The sequence below is a fragment of the Paenibacillus sp. N119s genome (genome assembly GCF_059447605.1).
Genome location: NZ_JCAJRU010000145.1, coordinates 1 through 13,334, shown reverse-complemented (window position 1 = coordinate 13,334; position 13,334 = coordinate 1). Strand labels below are relative to the sequence as shown.

Here is a 13,334-nt window from a genome sequence, read left to right as displayed (position 1 = left end):
AAGAAGACGCAGATGAGTAGAACTGTCAGTCAAGATAGATATGTATTACAAGGTTTGTGAGCTATAAAAGTTTAGAGGTGATATTTAATAAACAACCCAGCATATGTATTTATCGGTTAAAAGAGAGATTTAGTTTACAGAATGACCCATTCATTGGGGATTTACTATGTTTATTTTTAGAAGTAGGAGTATGAGAGGGAAGTGTAACATGAGTTAATATGGAAATATGGTGCTAGGCCACATGCTTTGCCATTTCGATGCTTTTTCATGCTGCCAAAACAGATACTTAAAACCAAAATGATGCCCTATCCAAACGATCTAAATTTAAAATAATGGAGTGATAGAATGATAAGAGGACTTGTACTTTTAACTGGTGGGAATATTGAAGATTACTTACCAGACTTATATGATTGGAGTTTTACTGAAAGCGAAAAAGAGCAACATACTTGCCGACCCATAATCGAACTTCCTCCATATAACAATTATAAAGAGAATGTACTGAAAAAGCTTGCAAATGGGCAATTAATATATATCTTGGTTGATAAAAGTAACGGTAATAAGCGGATAGGAAAGATACAGCTTTTTGACTATAATTCTCGAAATAAAAGTGCCGAGATCGGATACTACTTGCCTCTAAAACATAGAAAACAAGGATATGCGAATGTATTGCTAGAGCTATTTATAGATACCATTTTTGAACGTAAGGATTTGGAGTTGAACAAAATTTATGCAACGGTTGCAGCATGTAATCAAGCTTCTATAAAATTATTAGAAAAATTCCATTTTAAGTTGGAGGGAGCTTATCGAGAGCATTATTGGTTTAGTGATGGTTCGATATGCGATCAATACCATTATTCTTTGCTAAAAAGAGAGTATGCTAGCTTAGCTGAAAAAGAAATAGAAGGAAATTGAACGCTGGGCACCTACCAACCTGGTCATACCCCTGTCAAGTAGACAGGGTATGACCAGGTTGGTAGGTGTTTTAATTTGTCTTACGTTATGGGACACAGGCTCAGGCTTTTTTTCACGCGATTCTTCCATCAGAGGGATGAAATCAATTTGATAGCGTACTTTAATCTCTGGATGCTCATGCACCCATTTCGGAAAGAAAATAATACCATGCATGGTCAATGAAATGGCTGAGATGGGTTCAGTATCGGAGAAGCTTCGCCGAAAGAATCATAAACTTTAAGTCGGTATAAGTCGATTAAATAATTAAGGGCTTATATATACACAAATTTCTACATTAGAACATACCTAGCAGTGAACTTAGGCCCAAGCGTAGAAGCCGTATCTAAAAATAGAATTCATTCCAGGAGGTAAGCTATGAATAAGAGAACAGGCTTTAGATTTTTAGTTGTAATTATGATGATTTATGTATTTACTTTTAATCTGGGTGTGGAAACTGTAAAGGCAAATTCCGTATATTATGTTTCTACAACGGGGAATGACATCACTGGAACCGGTACACTATCAAATCCATGGAAAACCATACAAAAGGCAGCAGATACCATGACAGCCGGAGATACCTGCATCATACGAGGTGGTACATACCGGGAAACAGTAACACTTCATACTTCCGGAACTTCTGCAAAACCCATAAACTTTGAGGCTTATACAGGAGAGAACGTAACGGTATCCGGTGCCGATCCGGTTACTGGCTGGAAAAATTACTACGGATCCATCTATTATGCGGAAATGAGGGGTTCCCTTGGAACAAAAAATCAGATATTTGTTAATAAGCAAATGCAATTTGAAGCTAGATGGCCCAATTCATCAACACTTGATCCCTTAAATTCAACATATGCAACAGTTGATTCCGGTTCCACTACAACCATCAAGGATGGAAACTTAACTCAGGCACCTGGATACTGGGTTGGCAAAACGGTTTGGAGTGTTCCGGGAACAGGCTACAAATCTTATAAAAGTACCATTACCAGCTCAAGTGACGGCTCCATTACCTTTGATCAAATAGATACTGCAGCGACAGGCGGTAACAGCTATTATATTACTGGTAATCTTGAAGATCTTGACAGTGCGGGAGAATGGTATTATGACAGCATTACTGGCAGACTTTATTTATGGGCACCTGGTGGAGTTGATCCGAATACTTTGACAGTAGAAGCAAAGAAGCGGACTTATGCATTTGATTTAAGTTCCCGCTCTTACATAAATATTACCGGAATTAATATCTTTGCCTCCAGCATTAAAATGTCGAATTCTAATTACTGTAAAGTTTCTAATATGATTGCGGAATATGTCAGTCATGATTCGGATGTTACCAGACAATACAGTACAGGGATATTTATGTCCGGTACCAATAATGAGCTTAGAGACAGTACTTTGACCTACAGTTCCGGTAATCTGGTGAGTATAGAGGGAACAGGAAATAAGGTAATTAATAATCTTATTCATGAAGCAAATTATTCGGCAGCGGATATTCCGGCAATCTATCTATTGGGGGCAAACCATCTAATCAGTCATAATACGGTATATAACGCTGGGCGTCATCTGATATTTATGCCTACCCAAAACAGCCAGATACAATATAATAATCTGTACAATGCAGGAAAGCTGACAAAAGACTGCGGAATACTCTATGAATTTGCCTGGGATGGGCAAGGGACGGTAATTCATCATAATTACATCCATGATAATCTGGCAAAGAATTATTCCGGCACTGGTATCTATCTGGATAATGGTAGCAAGGGCTATATTGTGCATCATAATGTTGTATGGGGAAACTATACAGGGATAAGATTGAATACACCCAGTAATTTTAACCTGATTTATAACAATACCACCTACAGTAACGGAAATGTAGGATATTGGGGAAGTAATTTTCAGTCAGATATGTACGGCAACAGAATTTTCAACAATATCTTTACTACAGCCTTTACACTGCCTGGTACTCATATAGAGGGAAATAATATTACCTCAGAAACCAATCCGTTATTTGTGAATCCCACAGCATATGATTTCAGGTTGCAGTCTACTTCTCCAGCTATTAATGCAGGGGTTGTAATATCTGGAATCACGAATGATTATGTTGGTGCGGCACCGGATATTGGAGCATATGAGTTCGGTGGAACTGACTGGACTGCCGGGCATGATTTTTCTTCACCTCCGGACCCGGTTTTTGAGAGTGTCAGCTTACTTTATGTTAATAACGTAAGGCAATCTGATTTCGAGAAAGGGATAATCTCACCATGGGCAGCAACATATTCAGATACTGCTGCAAGTGTATCGGTACCAAGAAGCGGCTCTAAGAGTGTTAGATTGGGACCCGGAGAAGATGGTATCGAGCAGGTACTTACGGGGCTAAGTCCTAATACCAGCTATATGTGTACCGCCTGGGTCAAGGCAGACATAGGCGAGCGGATTCAGATTGGCGTTAATGGCTTTGAAGGAACGGATGCATCCGCAACATCTGACAGTACATCCTGGACAATGGTAAACATTCCTTTTACAACCGGAGCAGGCGCTACCAGGGCAACAGTGTATGCTTACAAGAATCCTGGTACAGCATATGTTTATGTGGATGATTTTGGGGTAGTTGAGCAATAAATTATTTTACTGGTTTTATGTTTGACAGGATTGTCAGAAAGTCAGAAAAACCAAGACTGCCTTGGGGCAGATGGATCAGGAGGGACCTTTTCAGTAGAAAATAAAAAAAGAAAGACATAAAGCCTCTGATCTAAAAACGATAGATTTTCCGCCAAGGGGCGACCAGGCCTTAGGGTCATCATTTTTGTACACTCAAGGCATGTGGAGTGCGTGGTGTTGATGAAATTAAGGTGTAGCCAAGCAATAAACTTTTGACATTCCAAATAAACATCTGACACTGACAGGGTAAATGATTGAGGAAAACGGGAAAACCAACAACCTCAAGTTTTCCCCTGTTTTTATTCCAATTCTTTATTCTCAAAATAATAATGTTTTGGTTGAAAAAATGTTATGAAGAGTACGGCTTTAGCACTAAAGAAGAGAATACGAAAAGTTCATTATGGAAAGTTGTTTATACTTGAAAACGATGAAAATTGAGCGAAAAGGAATGGATGAAAATAAAGGATACGCTAGTTCTGTATATTTTAACCTTAGCTTATAGGCTGGAATGTGATGATGGTCACTAAACAGAGGTTGAAAATGGAAAAACTTCTGCTAATCCTGTATTGTTGTAATTGCCACATCCTTGTTGTCAATAATACGTAATCCATACATGTGAAGTCGGTTGCTTTGCTGAAACGAGTAAGGTGAGATGTTTAACAAGAAGCATCGATGCCTAGTCCCTTTCTGCAATGACGGAAGGGTTTTTTTAAAAAAATGGAATCTATCGTTTTTGCATATGTTTAAAAACAAACTATTAGGAGGTTTTGCTTTGCATGGATCCTGAGAAGTTCGCTAACATTGTATCCAAATTCCCCTGCTTCTCCGTAGTTCCTCTCGAAAAGTGGCAAAATACAGGGGCTTCCATCATAAGTCTTTCCGCCCAACCGGTTCTGGAGGAGGGACACATTTTCGAACATGCCTCTTTCGTGTTACGGGGGAGTGTGCGCATCTACAAAATAAGCCCGTCTGGGAGAGAATTGACACTGTATCGGGTGAAAAGTGGCGAAGTTTGCGTCATTATGATGGCCAGCATTCTAGGTGAAACAGGGTACGAAGCGTTAGCGGAAACGGAAGAAGAAACGGAATTGCTCGTACTTCCCGTCGCCTTGTTTAAACACTGGATGGATACATATAAAGAGCTAAACCAATTCATTTACCGTCTGTTCATTAAAAGAATGATTTCGGTTACTAGTCTTATTGAAGATATTACGTTCCTTCCTATGGACCGCAGAGTGGCGGAACTGTTACTACGGAAAACGAATACCAATACCAATTCAGAAGCACCCCTGTATGCTACCCATGAGGCATTGTCTTTGGAATTAGGCACAGCAAGGGAAGTAGTAAGCAGGGTACTGAAGGAATTTGAGAGGCTTGGATGGATTCAATTGGGACGAGGTAAAATTTATTTGCTTCAGCGCTTCGAGCTTGAACAGTTGGCTCAAGTAAAGTGATTATGTCACAGAAGCAAAGCGTTTTTATCCCTTAAAATGACCACAGGAGGGATGAAAACATGAAAAACGTCGGATATTTGGATCGAACTATACGATTCATAATTGGGATTGTTCTGGTATTAATGCTTGTATTTGTCGAAAGTACATGGAAATACGTAGGACTAATAGGTATTCCATTTATACTGACTAGTCTGCTAGGTACCTGCTTCGTCTATCGGATTCTTGGCGTCCGTACATGCTCTACCAAATCGTATTGAAAAGGAGGTAAATGATATGAAATCATACCTATCCCCAACTAATCTACAACGGATTCCGGAATTAATCAAATTAAGTCCCGAGACGGCCGCTTCTTATTTTCATTTCGAGCATCAAGTTTATCAAACAGCAAATACATTACCCCAAAAGACAAAGGAATTAATTGCCGTAACAGTAGCCCACGTAACGGGATGTCCCTATTGCATCGATGTTCATGTGAAAAAATATAAGGCTCTGGGAGGTACCATGGAAGAAATAATGGAAGCCCTTCTTGTGGCAGCATCAACACGAGCCGGTGCCATTCTCAGCCACGGAGTTAACGCTCTGATATCCTATGAAGAAGGTGAGGAAAATAAGTCTCAAAAGGGATCTAATGATGTACCTGAGTGTTTTTGCTAAGTGTAGGAATTTTCTAGAGGATGTAAACTAAACTGAACTCCTATAATGCTTTGCATAGAATTATTGTAATAATCAAATCATAAAGCCTATGATTAATAGCAGATTCTCCAAGTGTACTTGCACTAGGGGGAAGTATCTATCTCAGTAGAAGGGAGCCTTGGTCAAGGCTCCTATTAGTTTTTATATGGGATAATTTTGTAATCACATCTTTTTGATTTGTCATTAATATTAACTCAACACATGTGGAGTGCGTGGTAGTGATATGTCGAAATGAGAAGCATTGATGCACGAGGGTTTAAGAGGAATTTGAATATGTTCCTGCATTCAAATAACGCTTTTGGGTTGAGTGCGGGAACATATTTTTTTACATACACAAGGCATGTGGAATCCATGTGCTGTCAGTACGGAAGATTATTTGCTTAAATAGTAAAGAGGGGCGGCAAAATCGAACCCCTCTTTTTGTTGCCTTAAATATGGAAGTATCTTTAGCCTAATGAGGTTATCTTTTGTGCAATCATTTTAGTCATGGCATGTTTGTGAGGAATACCTGATGAATTGCAGTCGAAAACAATTTCTGAACTATCTTTAATTAACCAGTCGTAATAATGTGCAAGCAGTTCACCAGAGTACCACTTATACGCATTAGGTTCTTTTTCAGGTGGTGGAGCAATAAAGGGCTTGTTTACAAACACATTAAAGAAATGCAAGCCGTTTGGATTTGTATACTGCTTATAATTTTCAAATATTTCTTTGCGAAATTCCGGTTTTATGTAGTGTAGGACACCACTTGAAAAGATAACGTCAAAATGCGTATCCAAACGATAATCTAAAATATCTGCCTTGAATACATTAACATGGACACCAGTCTTTTCAGCAAGTCGCTTGGTTTTCTCTATACCTGCGTCCGAAACATCAAATGCAGTGACATCATATCCATTTCTAGCAAAAAATACAGCATCTTTTCCCTCACCACATCCAATATCCAATAATTTTATGTGTTTATTAGGAGGCATATACTGCAAAACCTGATAACACATTTTATTAGGTTCAGTACCCCAGTAATATTCTTGCGTTTTATATTCTTCCTCGTAAATGGTAATCGGTTTATCCCATGTTACGTACCCAAGAAGTTTGTCGATGCTTACTTCTAGAGTTCTTGATAACTGAGGTAGTAACGAAATATCAGGCATTGTCTGAGCATTTTCCCACTTGGATACGGCTTGAAATGAAAGCCCTAGGACTTGTGCAAGCTCTTCTTGTGTAAGTCCTCTTTCTTTGCGGTATATACTTATGTTTCTTGCTAACTTCTCCTTCATAAATTCTCACACTCCTTTATGTAATCCAATTCTATTGGAGTTTGTTGGTACGAACAATAACTTCATATTTGATTTTTTATAATTTTCAACCACCAGTTGAGCAAAAAGATTTATGAACAATTCTATAATGTATTACTGATATGTTATCAACGACTCCTTGTTTTTTTACAGAACACAAATAATCTCAGTCTTCTCTTAAATTAGAAGACGAAATGAATTAGGTCCTTGGTATTATTCAAGGGCTTTTTTTTGTTCCATATATCCCCATGAATATGCTATAGTGTAAGAAATAAAGAAGATTTATGCAGAATTTAGTAGGGATTTGGCTTTTTTTATTTCCTTGGTCGTGGGTATATAGTCCTTTGATATAAATTGAGATATTCCAATGAGGTGAAAGTAAGTGGCAAGAACTTATTATGCAGAAGGCAGGCAAGCTGCTTATGTATTGAGAGGGTTATTTATTATAGTCGGTCTTACTATTTATTTTAAAATACCTGGTCTACATTGGGGGTACCTTTTTGGCATCTTACTTGGCTCTGTGATTATTGGAGAAATATTTGGATCGATGTGGACACGAAAGCAACGACAGAAAAAGAAAAGTAAGGTCGCTGGTACGAAAAAAACTGGTAGGAGTAGAACTGCTAGCACGAACAATGGGGTAAGCAAGGCAAAAGGGAAAATAAAGAGTAAAAAACTAACTGATGCACAGATTCTCCAAGCTAATGTAGATACACTATCAGGAACAGATTTTGAACGATTAATGGAGCTTTATTATACAGATCAAGGTTATTCAGTACAGCGAGTTGGTGGGTCAGGTGATCATGAAGTTGATTTGATCCTCAAAGGTAAAGAGGGCTATAAAATAGCTGTTCAATGTAAACGCTGGAAGCGTGATGTCGGGAATGATATAGTACTCCGGCTCAAGGCTGGTAAACAGGTACATGGTTGTTATGATGCTTGGATTGTGACGACGAGTAATTTTACAAAGGCTGCTAAAGAGGCGGCGGATAGGTTGAACATTAAGCTGATTAATGGGGTGGCGCTTGCTGATAGGCTAAAAAGGTGGAAAAAGAATCGTGTAATATAGGAGGGCGAACCTTTGTTATCCGAAAATATCAATAAACAAGATATTGATGGTGTCTTTTGGGAGAATGTTATTTCTGTTGTTGACAGTAAAGAATGCACCTCATATTATCCTTTATTTTATCAAAAAGCGCGTGAAGCCAAAGAAGCAAAAAATAAATTGGAATATCAGGTATATGAATTGTTAGGGATGATTACCTCATTCCATTTAGATACTGATTCTAACAACATGTCTAGTGCACCGTTTAGTTCTTCCATAATTTTAAATGAGTCTAGGAGCGCAAATCTAGAAGATCTTAGTGAGTTTGATCTGAATCTACTTGATTTAATTGTTGAAAATATAATTAATGCTGAGATGAGAGCAAGAGTAGCGGATATATTATGGGTTATGAAACGAGATTTTAAGATCGCTGCTTTAGCCGTAAATTCGTACCTCGAATCTTTTTGGAATTTAATTGATCCAGAAGACTGGACGGGTTGCTACACTAGAATAGAAAGAGCCTTGCAGATAGCTGTTTTATTGGGACGAAAGAATACCCCTTATCAGTCAAGTATTGATACAGTTGAAAAAGCACTAGACAAACTAAATGGTAACGATCCCTTCTATTTATCCGAAACGTTAATGGAATTACTCTTACAATATCGTGAAGGTGATCCGCTAAAATATTCTAATTTGTCAGAATCAATGGCGTTACAATCGGAAAATGATAATAATATGGCGAAAGCAAGAGCATACTGGGGAATTTGTGCTCGATGGCACCATATAAGAAAAGATAAAGATAATGAAAGAAAAAAGTTGATTTGTTTAGCAGAAACGTTTGTTAAGGAATCAGAAAATGAGATCTCCCGAGAAAAACCTATTTATACGAAGGCTTCAAATCATTTAATAAGTGCAATTGAAGCGTTGAGAAGAGCTGGAAATACGAAAAGTAGAATTGACGAAATCCATAAAGTGTTAATCAGGTATCAAAAAAAATCAGTTTCGGAATTGATAGAAGTATCGAGCGGTAAAATTGATATAAGTCATTATGTAGAAGAAGCAGAGAAAATAGTAAGTAATAAAAATTTAATTGATGCATTGTTTGCCTTGGGTACGATTGGGAAGCCACAAGATAAATCAATTTTAAGAACACAAGTTGAAAAATCATCTAAGAAATTTATGTTTCAACATCTCTTCACTTCTGTTGCAGTAAATGAAATGGGTAAAGTGATAGAACGTCAACCATCGATGACGTCAAGTAACCCAGAAGAAGTTGAAGCAGCGATAAGAGTTGAGATGTATAAGAAAGGTCAATATTTCCGCTTTCTTCATACACAAGGCTTAGTTGATCCTGCAAGAAGGAAAATTTCATTGGATCATTATGTTAAAATTCGAGATTTTTATCCAATTGTGTATAACAACCCGTTTGTACCAATAGGTCGGGAATTGATTTTTGCTCAAGGACTTCAGCAAGGTATAAATGGTGAATTTCTGATTAGTTCTCATCTTTTAATCCCTCAACTTGAGAATTCGATAAGGCATATCCTCTATGAATCAGGATATTTAGTGTCTGGAATAGATGCTCAGGGGATACAAGATGAACGTAATTTAAATTCCTTATTATATCTACCAGAGCTAGAAGATCTTTTGACAGCGGATATAACCTTTGACTTGCAGGGACTTTTAGTTGAGAGATTCGGCAGCAATTTAAGGAATAGGATGGCTCATGGACTTCTAGATTATGATCAGTTCTACTCATTTGAATTAGAATACCTGTGGTGGATTACATTGCATCTTTGTTGCATTTATAAACTGCTAGCTATTAAGAATTTATCTTAAATCATAGGAGGCCTTTTTTTGAAATTATCCTACTATCTCTTCAATGAGAATGTACGAAACTTTAACCAACTAGTTTTATCTAACAAAGTAAATGAAGACAATAATTATTTTGAACTAAAGCCTCGAGATGTCTTACTTAATTTCGAGTTTAAAGTATATATTCAAAGAAATAAATCAAAAGAGCCCAAATGGATTAACTTTCTTGAAAATGATTTAGAAATTCCAAATAGAGAAGAAATAAAAAATACAGTTAACTCCTACGTCATTTTAGTTAAGGTAATAAAAGATGAAACCCCGTACTTCTTCGCTGTAACAGGTGGCTTGGGTTTTAATGCTATTGATAAAAATAACTTGGAAAACAATTTTGGGCTAAAAGTAGCGCTAAACTCAATTGATTCAAAAGAGCTAAAGGCTTTTGACGTAAGAAACATAGATCTGAAAACGAAACAAAAAAGAGTGTTATTTAACAAAGGTAGTGAGGTAGGAGAATTTGATCTTGATTTTGAACAAGACTTGATTAATCTAGTATCAGGGAAATCAAGAGATGAGGAATTTGGTACCTCCGTTCGAGGCTCGACCTCCTCGTTAAGTTTAAATAGTGATGTGACTTTTTCAAGATTAGGAGAAAAATGCATTCAAATATTAGATCTATTCCTAAGTGATAATTATAAGGAGAATTTCGGATTTATTGATAATATAAAATTAGTTAAAGATGCTGAGATTATCTCTACTTTAAGTCTGAATTTATTTAATGCTCTTAGTGAGAAAGAAACTGATAATCTCTCATTAGCTTACCCTGATATGATTGAATATGAGAAATGTTCGACTTACCAAATAAGACGGGGGCGTAAAAAAGTAGACACCGACGAGGTTACTTTACAGGATCTTTATTCGTTACTTGATAAAGAAATTGGCTTTAATTCTCCGAATGAAATAAGCAAAATAAAAATAACAGGTTTCGACGATACAGGGAATCCAGTTACTTCTCCAGTTTCACTAAATCATTTTATAGTTTTTCAAACTGAGTATGATGAAAATACATTTATATATTCACTAAACAACTGGTATAAAATAGATAGTGATTATTTTGCAAGAATACAAAATGAGATAATGAAAGTGCCACTAATTGATAACGCTAATTTTCTTACAGAAATTCAAACTAAAGAATCAGAAGGTAACTATAATAAAAGGCAAAATTCTGATTACTTTCTATGTTTGGATAAACAAAATTTTCAGGTTCCTAGTTCGAGAAGTAAAATTGAAATTTGTGATCTTCTTTCTAAAGACAAGCACTTTGTATGTGTAAAAAAAGGAACTCGATCAGCAACTTTAAGCCATCTCTTTGCTCAAGGTTCGGTTTCAATGACCATGTTAAAGGATTCTCTTCATTATAGACAACACTTGGTACGTGAGGTGTTAGAGAAATTCCCTGACGAGAATTTTGATGAGCAGAATTTCCCATATAATGAGTGTACATTAGTTTATGCTATTTCAAGCTTGAAGTCTAATGATATTCGAGTAACATTACCCTTTTTTAGTAAAGTGAATCTTTTGCATCATGTTAATCTTATCAATAGGTTAGGAATAAAGGTTGCAATGTTTAAAATACTTGTGGTAGGGGAAACAACCACTGATGAAGAAGACGAAGAATAAATTTAGGGATTTGTTAATTGAAATTTGAATTAATTTATAATGATTCATAGTATTTTCCTCTCTTATTATTGTAATTATTATCATTTGAAAAACTCCTTTATTTTTTGGACAATGAAGTAAGAGTGCTATTAATTCATTATTGATCTTTCATCTCCACCAAATCAATAATCTCCCGAATATCTTCAATGTTCATAGCCTCGGCTATTCTTTCGATATGATTAAAATTAATGCTCTCACGTTTACCTGATTGAAGTTCACTGAGAGCGGCGTGACGAACATCTGATAAACGTGATAGTTCTCTCAAGGAGATATTGTGTTTTCTCGTAATTTCGTTTATTTTCACAACTACTTTCTTTGCCATTAGGGTTCCCACCTTATTTTACAAATTTTTCTTGACGATACGCATAAACGTAACATATAATTTTTGTAAAACTGGTACTCATATACGTACCAAAAGGTGGGGAATATTTTGACTTCTCAGAGTGACATGGTAGCGGAGTATGAAAAGTTAGTAGAACTTGAAGAGCAATACACAGAGAGGATTCAAACTTGTATTAAATTACTTGGAGATGCGTTTAACATTATCGCTGCCAAAGCAGGAGCGTTGAGCATGGATTCAGTTAAGGAAGCGACCTATTATTTACACTCAACGGAGATTGAACTAAACCATGTTTTGTACTATATCCGTTTAGAGAAAAGCATTTTAACTAATCAGTTAGAAATTGAAACAAAATGAAACAAACCCAAGCATAACAGCGGAGGGGACGGAATCGTTCTGAAGAAGCGGAGCGTTCGCCTTTGAACCCGGATTTTAGCCGCTAAAATATAATCAAGAAAATCTGGGGTCAACAGCGATCGGAAGAATGATCCGTCTACGTAGCGGCCTTACATGCACGTACTTGCTCAATCCACCCAGTAATCAAAACGCCCAAATAACCCGACATGACCTTTCACGGTCTGATCGGGTTTTCTCATTTCAATCCCTCCATCCCACACATGAAATTTTCACTCCCTTCCAAACCACTTGCCACCCAGATAGTTACACCCACTCCCACATCATGTATAGTAAAGTTATGGGAAATAAACATGTACCCGCATATGATCTTAATCGCTTAGACGTACAATATGAAACATGGCAAAAACGAGGAGGAACGTGATGATACATCCAACACAGATTCAGGATATGCTGCAAGCCGCGCTGGAGACGGGCGGGGATTTTGCAGAGGTGTTCGTCGAGGACCGTACCAATGGACAACTGGGCATGACCGGGGGCGTCGTGGATACGGCGCTGTCAGGCCGCGATTTTGGGATTGGTATTCGGATCATGAAGGAGCATTTTTCGGTGTATGCGTACACCAGCGATATGAGCGAACAGAGCCTGATTCGACTGGCCAAATCGGCCGCCAAGGCCATTCGCGGAGGTGGAGCGCCAGGTACACACACGATTACACTCCATCCTCATGCGATCCCTAATCAACATCCGATTGCGATCATCCCTGACGGTTCACAAAAACGTGCCAAGATCGACATGATGAGACGGGCGCATGAGGCGGCAAGTCAATATGATCCTTCCATCACGCAAACCTCTGTTGGGATTAGCAACTCGATCCAGAACGTCTTGATCGCCAATAGCAACGGGCTGCTGGTGGAGGATACCCGTACGTATACCCGCATGAGAATAAGCGCGATTGCGACTCATGGGGAGCATAGACAGTCCGGTTTCCGTGGGCCGGGAGCGTATGCTGGGAC

General features: G+C 37.7%; 12 protein-coding genes and 1 pseudogene. 10 read left to right on the top strand and 3 right to left on the bottom strand.

What is annotated here, in order from left to right:
* Positions 1 to 345 precede the first annotated feature (345 nt).
* On the top strand, positions 346 to 912 hold the full coding sequence (locus AC5V8P_RS16510) for a GNAT family N-acetyltransferase (protein ID WP_064796931.1): 567 nt from the start codon (positions 346 to 348) through the stop codon (positions 910 to 912).
* Positions 913 to 1,020: 108 nt separating this feature from the next.
* Here the strand turns inward: AC5V8P_RS16510 and AC5V8P_RS16505 are convergent.
* Positions 1,021 to 1,125, bottom strand: a pseudogene (locus AC5V8P_RS16505) (phenolic acid decarboxylase); the annotation flags it as partial.
* 201 nt (positions 1,126 to 1,326) lie between these two features.
* Here AC5V8P_RS16505 and AC5V8P_RS16500 point away from each other — a divergent pair.
* The 4 genes from AC5V8P_RS16500 to AC5V8P_RS16485 all read left to right on the top strand — a co-directional run bounded on the left by AC5V8P_RS16500 (position 1,327) and on the right by AC5V8P_RS16485 (position 5,714).
* Complete coding sequence (locus tag AC5V8P_RS16500) at positions 1,327 to 3,567, top strand: right-handed parallel beta-helix repeat-containing protein (protein WP_064796932.1); 2,241 nt, start codon at positions 1,327 to 1,329, stop codon at positions 3,565 to 3,567.
* Between the two features lie 815 nt (positions 3,568 to 4,382).
* Positions 4,383 to 5,060, top strand: coding sequence for a Crp/Fnr family transcriptional regulator (locus AC5V8P_RS16495; RefSeq protein WP_063208297.1), 678 nt, complete (start codon positions 4,383 to 4,385; stop codon positions 5,058 to 5,060).
* Positions 5,061 to 5,119: 59 nt separating this feature from the next.
* Complete coding sequence (locus tag AC5V8P_RS16490) at positions 5,120 to 5,317, top strand: YgaP family membrane protein (protein ID WP_064796933.1); 198 nt, start codon at positions 5,120 to 5,122, stop codon at positions 5,315 to 5,317.
* Between the two features lie 16 nt (positions 5,318 to 5,333).
* Entirely contained in the window at positions 5,334 to 5,714 is a 381-nt protein-coding gene (locus AC5V8P_RS16485) for a carboxymuconolactone decarboxylase family protein (protein WP_063208301.1), read from the top strand.
* 485 nt (positions 5,715 to 6,199) lie between these two features.
* Here AC5V8P_RS16485 and AC5V8P_RS16480 read toward each other — a convergent pair whose 3' ends face one another.
* Complete coding sequence (locus AC5V8P_RS16480; RefSeq protein WP_064796934.1) at positions 6,200 to 7,030, bottom strand: methyltransferase domain-containing protein; 831 nt, start codon at positions 7,028 to 7,030, stop codon at positions 6,200 to 6,202.
* Positions 7,031 to 7,430: 400 nt separating this feature from the next.
* Between AC5V8P_RS16480 and AC5V8P_RS16475 the strand changes: the two genes are divergently transcribed.
* Genes AC5V8P_RS16475 through AC5V8P_RS16465 form a run of 3 tightly spaced genes read left to right on the top strand, consistent with a single transcriptional unit; the run spans position 7,431 to position 11,585 of the window.
* On the top strand, positions 7,431 to 8,117 hold the full coding sequence (locus tag AC5V8P_RS16475; RefSeq protein WP_064796935.1) for a restriction endonuclease: 687 nt from the start codon (positions 7,431 to 7,433) through the stop codon (positions 8,115 to 8,117).
* A 12-nt stretch (positions 8,118 to 8,129) separates the two neighbouring features.
* The gene (locus AC5V8P_RS16470; RefSeq protein WP_064796936.1) at positions 8,130 to 9,932 is read left to right on the top strand and encodes a DUF7380 domain-containing protein; all 1,803 of its coding nucleotides are present in this window, start codon (positions 8,130 to 8,132) and stop codon (positions 9,930 to 9,932) included.
* Positions 9,933 to 9,950: 18 nt separating this feature from the next.
* Entirely contained in the window at positions 9,951 to 11,585 is a 1,635-nt protein-coding gene (locus AC5V8P_RS16465) for a DUF6119 family protein (protein ID WP_025679313.1), read from the top strand.
* A 136-nt stretch (positions 11,586 to 11,721) separates the two neighbouring features.
* Here the strand turns inward: AC5V8P_RS16465 and AC5V8P_RS16460 are convergent, their stop codons facing one another.
* Positions 11,722 to 11,946, bottom strand: a complete 225-nt coding sequence (locus tag AC5V8P_RS16460; RefSeq protein WP_025679311.1) for a helix-turn-helix domain-containing protein — start codon at positions 11,944 to 11,946, stop codon at positions 11,722 to 11,724.
* Between the two features lie 108 nt (positions 11,947 to 12,054).
* Between AC5V8P_RS16460 and AC5V8P_RS16455 the strand changes: the two genes are divergently transcribed.
* Together AC5V8P_RS16455 and AC5V8P_RS16450 are read left to right on the top strand one after the other, a co-directional pair.
* The gene (locus AC5V8P_RS16455; protein WP_025365530.1) at positions 12,055 to 12,321 is read left to right on the top strand and encodes a hypothetical protein; all 267 of its coding nucleotides are present in this window, start codon (positions 12,055 to 12,057) and stop codon (positions 12,319 to 12,321) included.
* Between the two features lie 420 nt (positions 12,322 to 12,741).
* A partial coding sequence (locus tag AC5V8P_RS16450; RefSeq protein WP_495473729.1) for a PmbA/TldA family metallopeptidase occupies positions 12,742 to 13,334 on the top strand: 593 nt, incomplete at its 3' end.

Bases quoted from the DNA above. Each gene is read 5' to 3' on its own strand.
- AC5V8P_RS16480 (WP_064796934.1), bottom strand. From the start codon at position 7,030: ATGAAGGAGAAGTTAGCAAGAAACATAAGTATATACCGCAAAGAAAGA.
- AC5V8P_RS16460 (WP_025679311.1), bottom strand. From the start codon at position 11,946: ATGGCAAAGAAAGTAGTTGTGAAAATAAACGAAATTACGAGAAAACAC.
- AC5V8P_RS16495 (WP_063208297.1), top strand. From the start codon at position 4,383: ATGGATCCTGAGAAGTTCGCTAACATTGTATCCAAATTCCCCTGCTTC.
- AC5V8P_RS16500 (WP_064796932.1), top strand. From the start codon at position 1,327: ATGAATAAGAGAACAGGCTTTAGATTTTTAGTTGTAATTATGATGATT.
- AC5V8P_RS16490 (WP_064796933.1), top strand. From the start codon at position 5,120: ATGAAAAACGTCGGATATTTGGATCGAACTATACGATTCATAATTGGG.
- AC5V8P_RS16485 (WP_063208301.1), top strand. From the start codon at position 5,334: ATGAAATCATACCTATCCCCAACTAATCTACAACGGATTCCGGAATTA.
- AC5V8P_RS16510 (WP_064796931.1), top strand. From the start codon at position 346: ATGATAAGAGGACTTGTACTTTTAACTGGTGGGAATATTGAAGATTAC.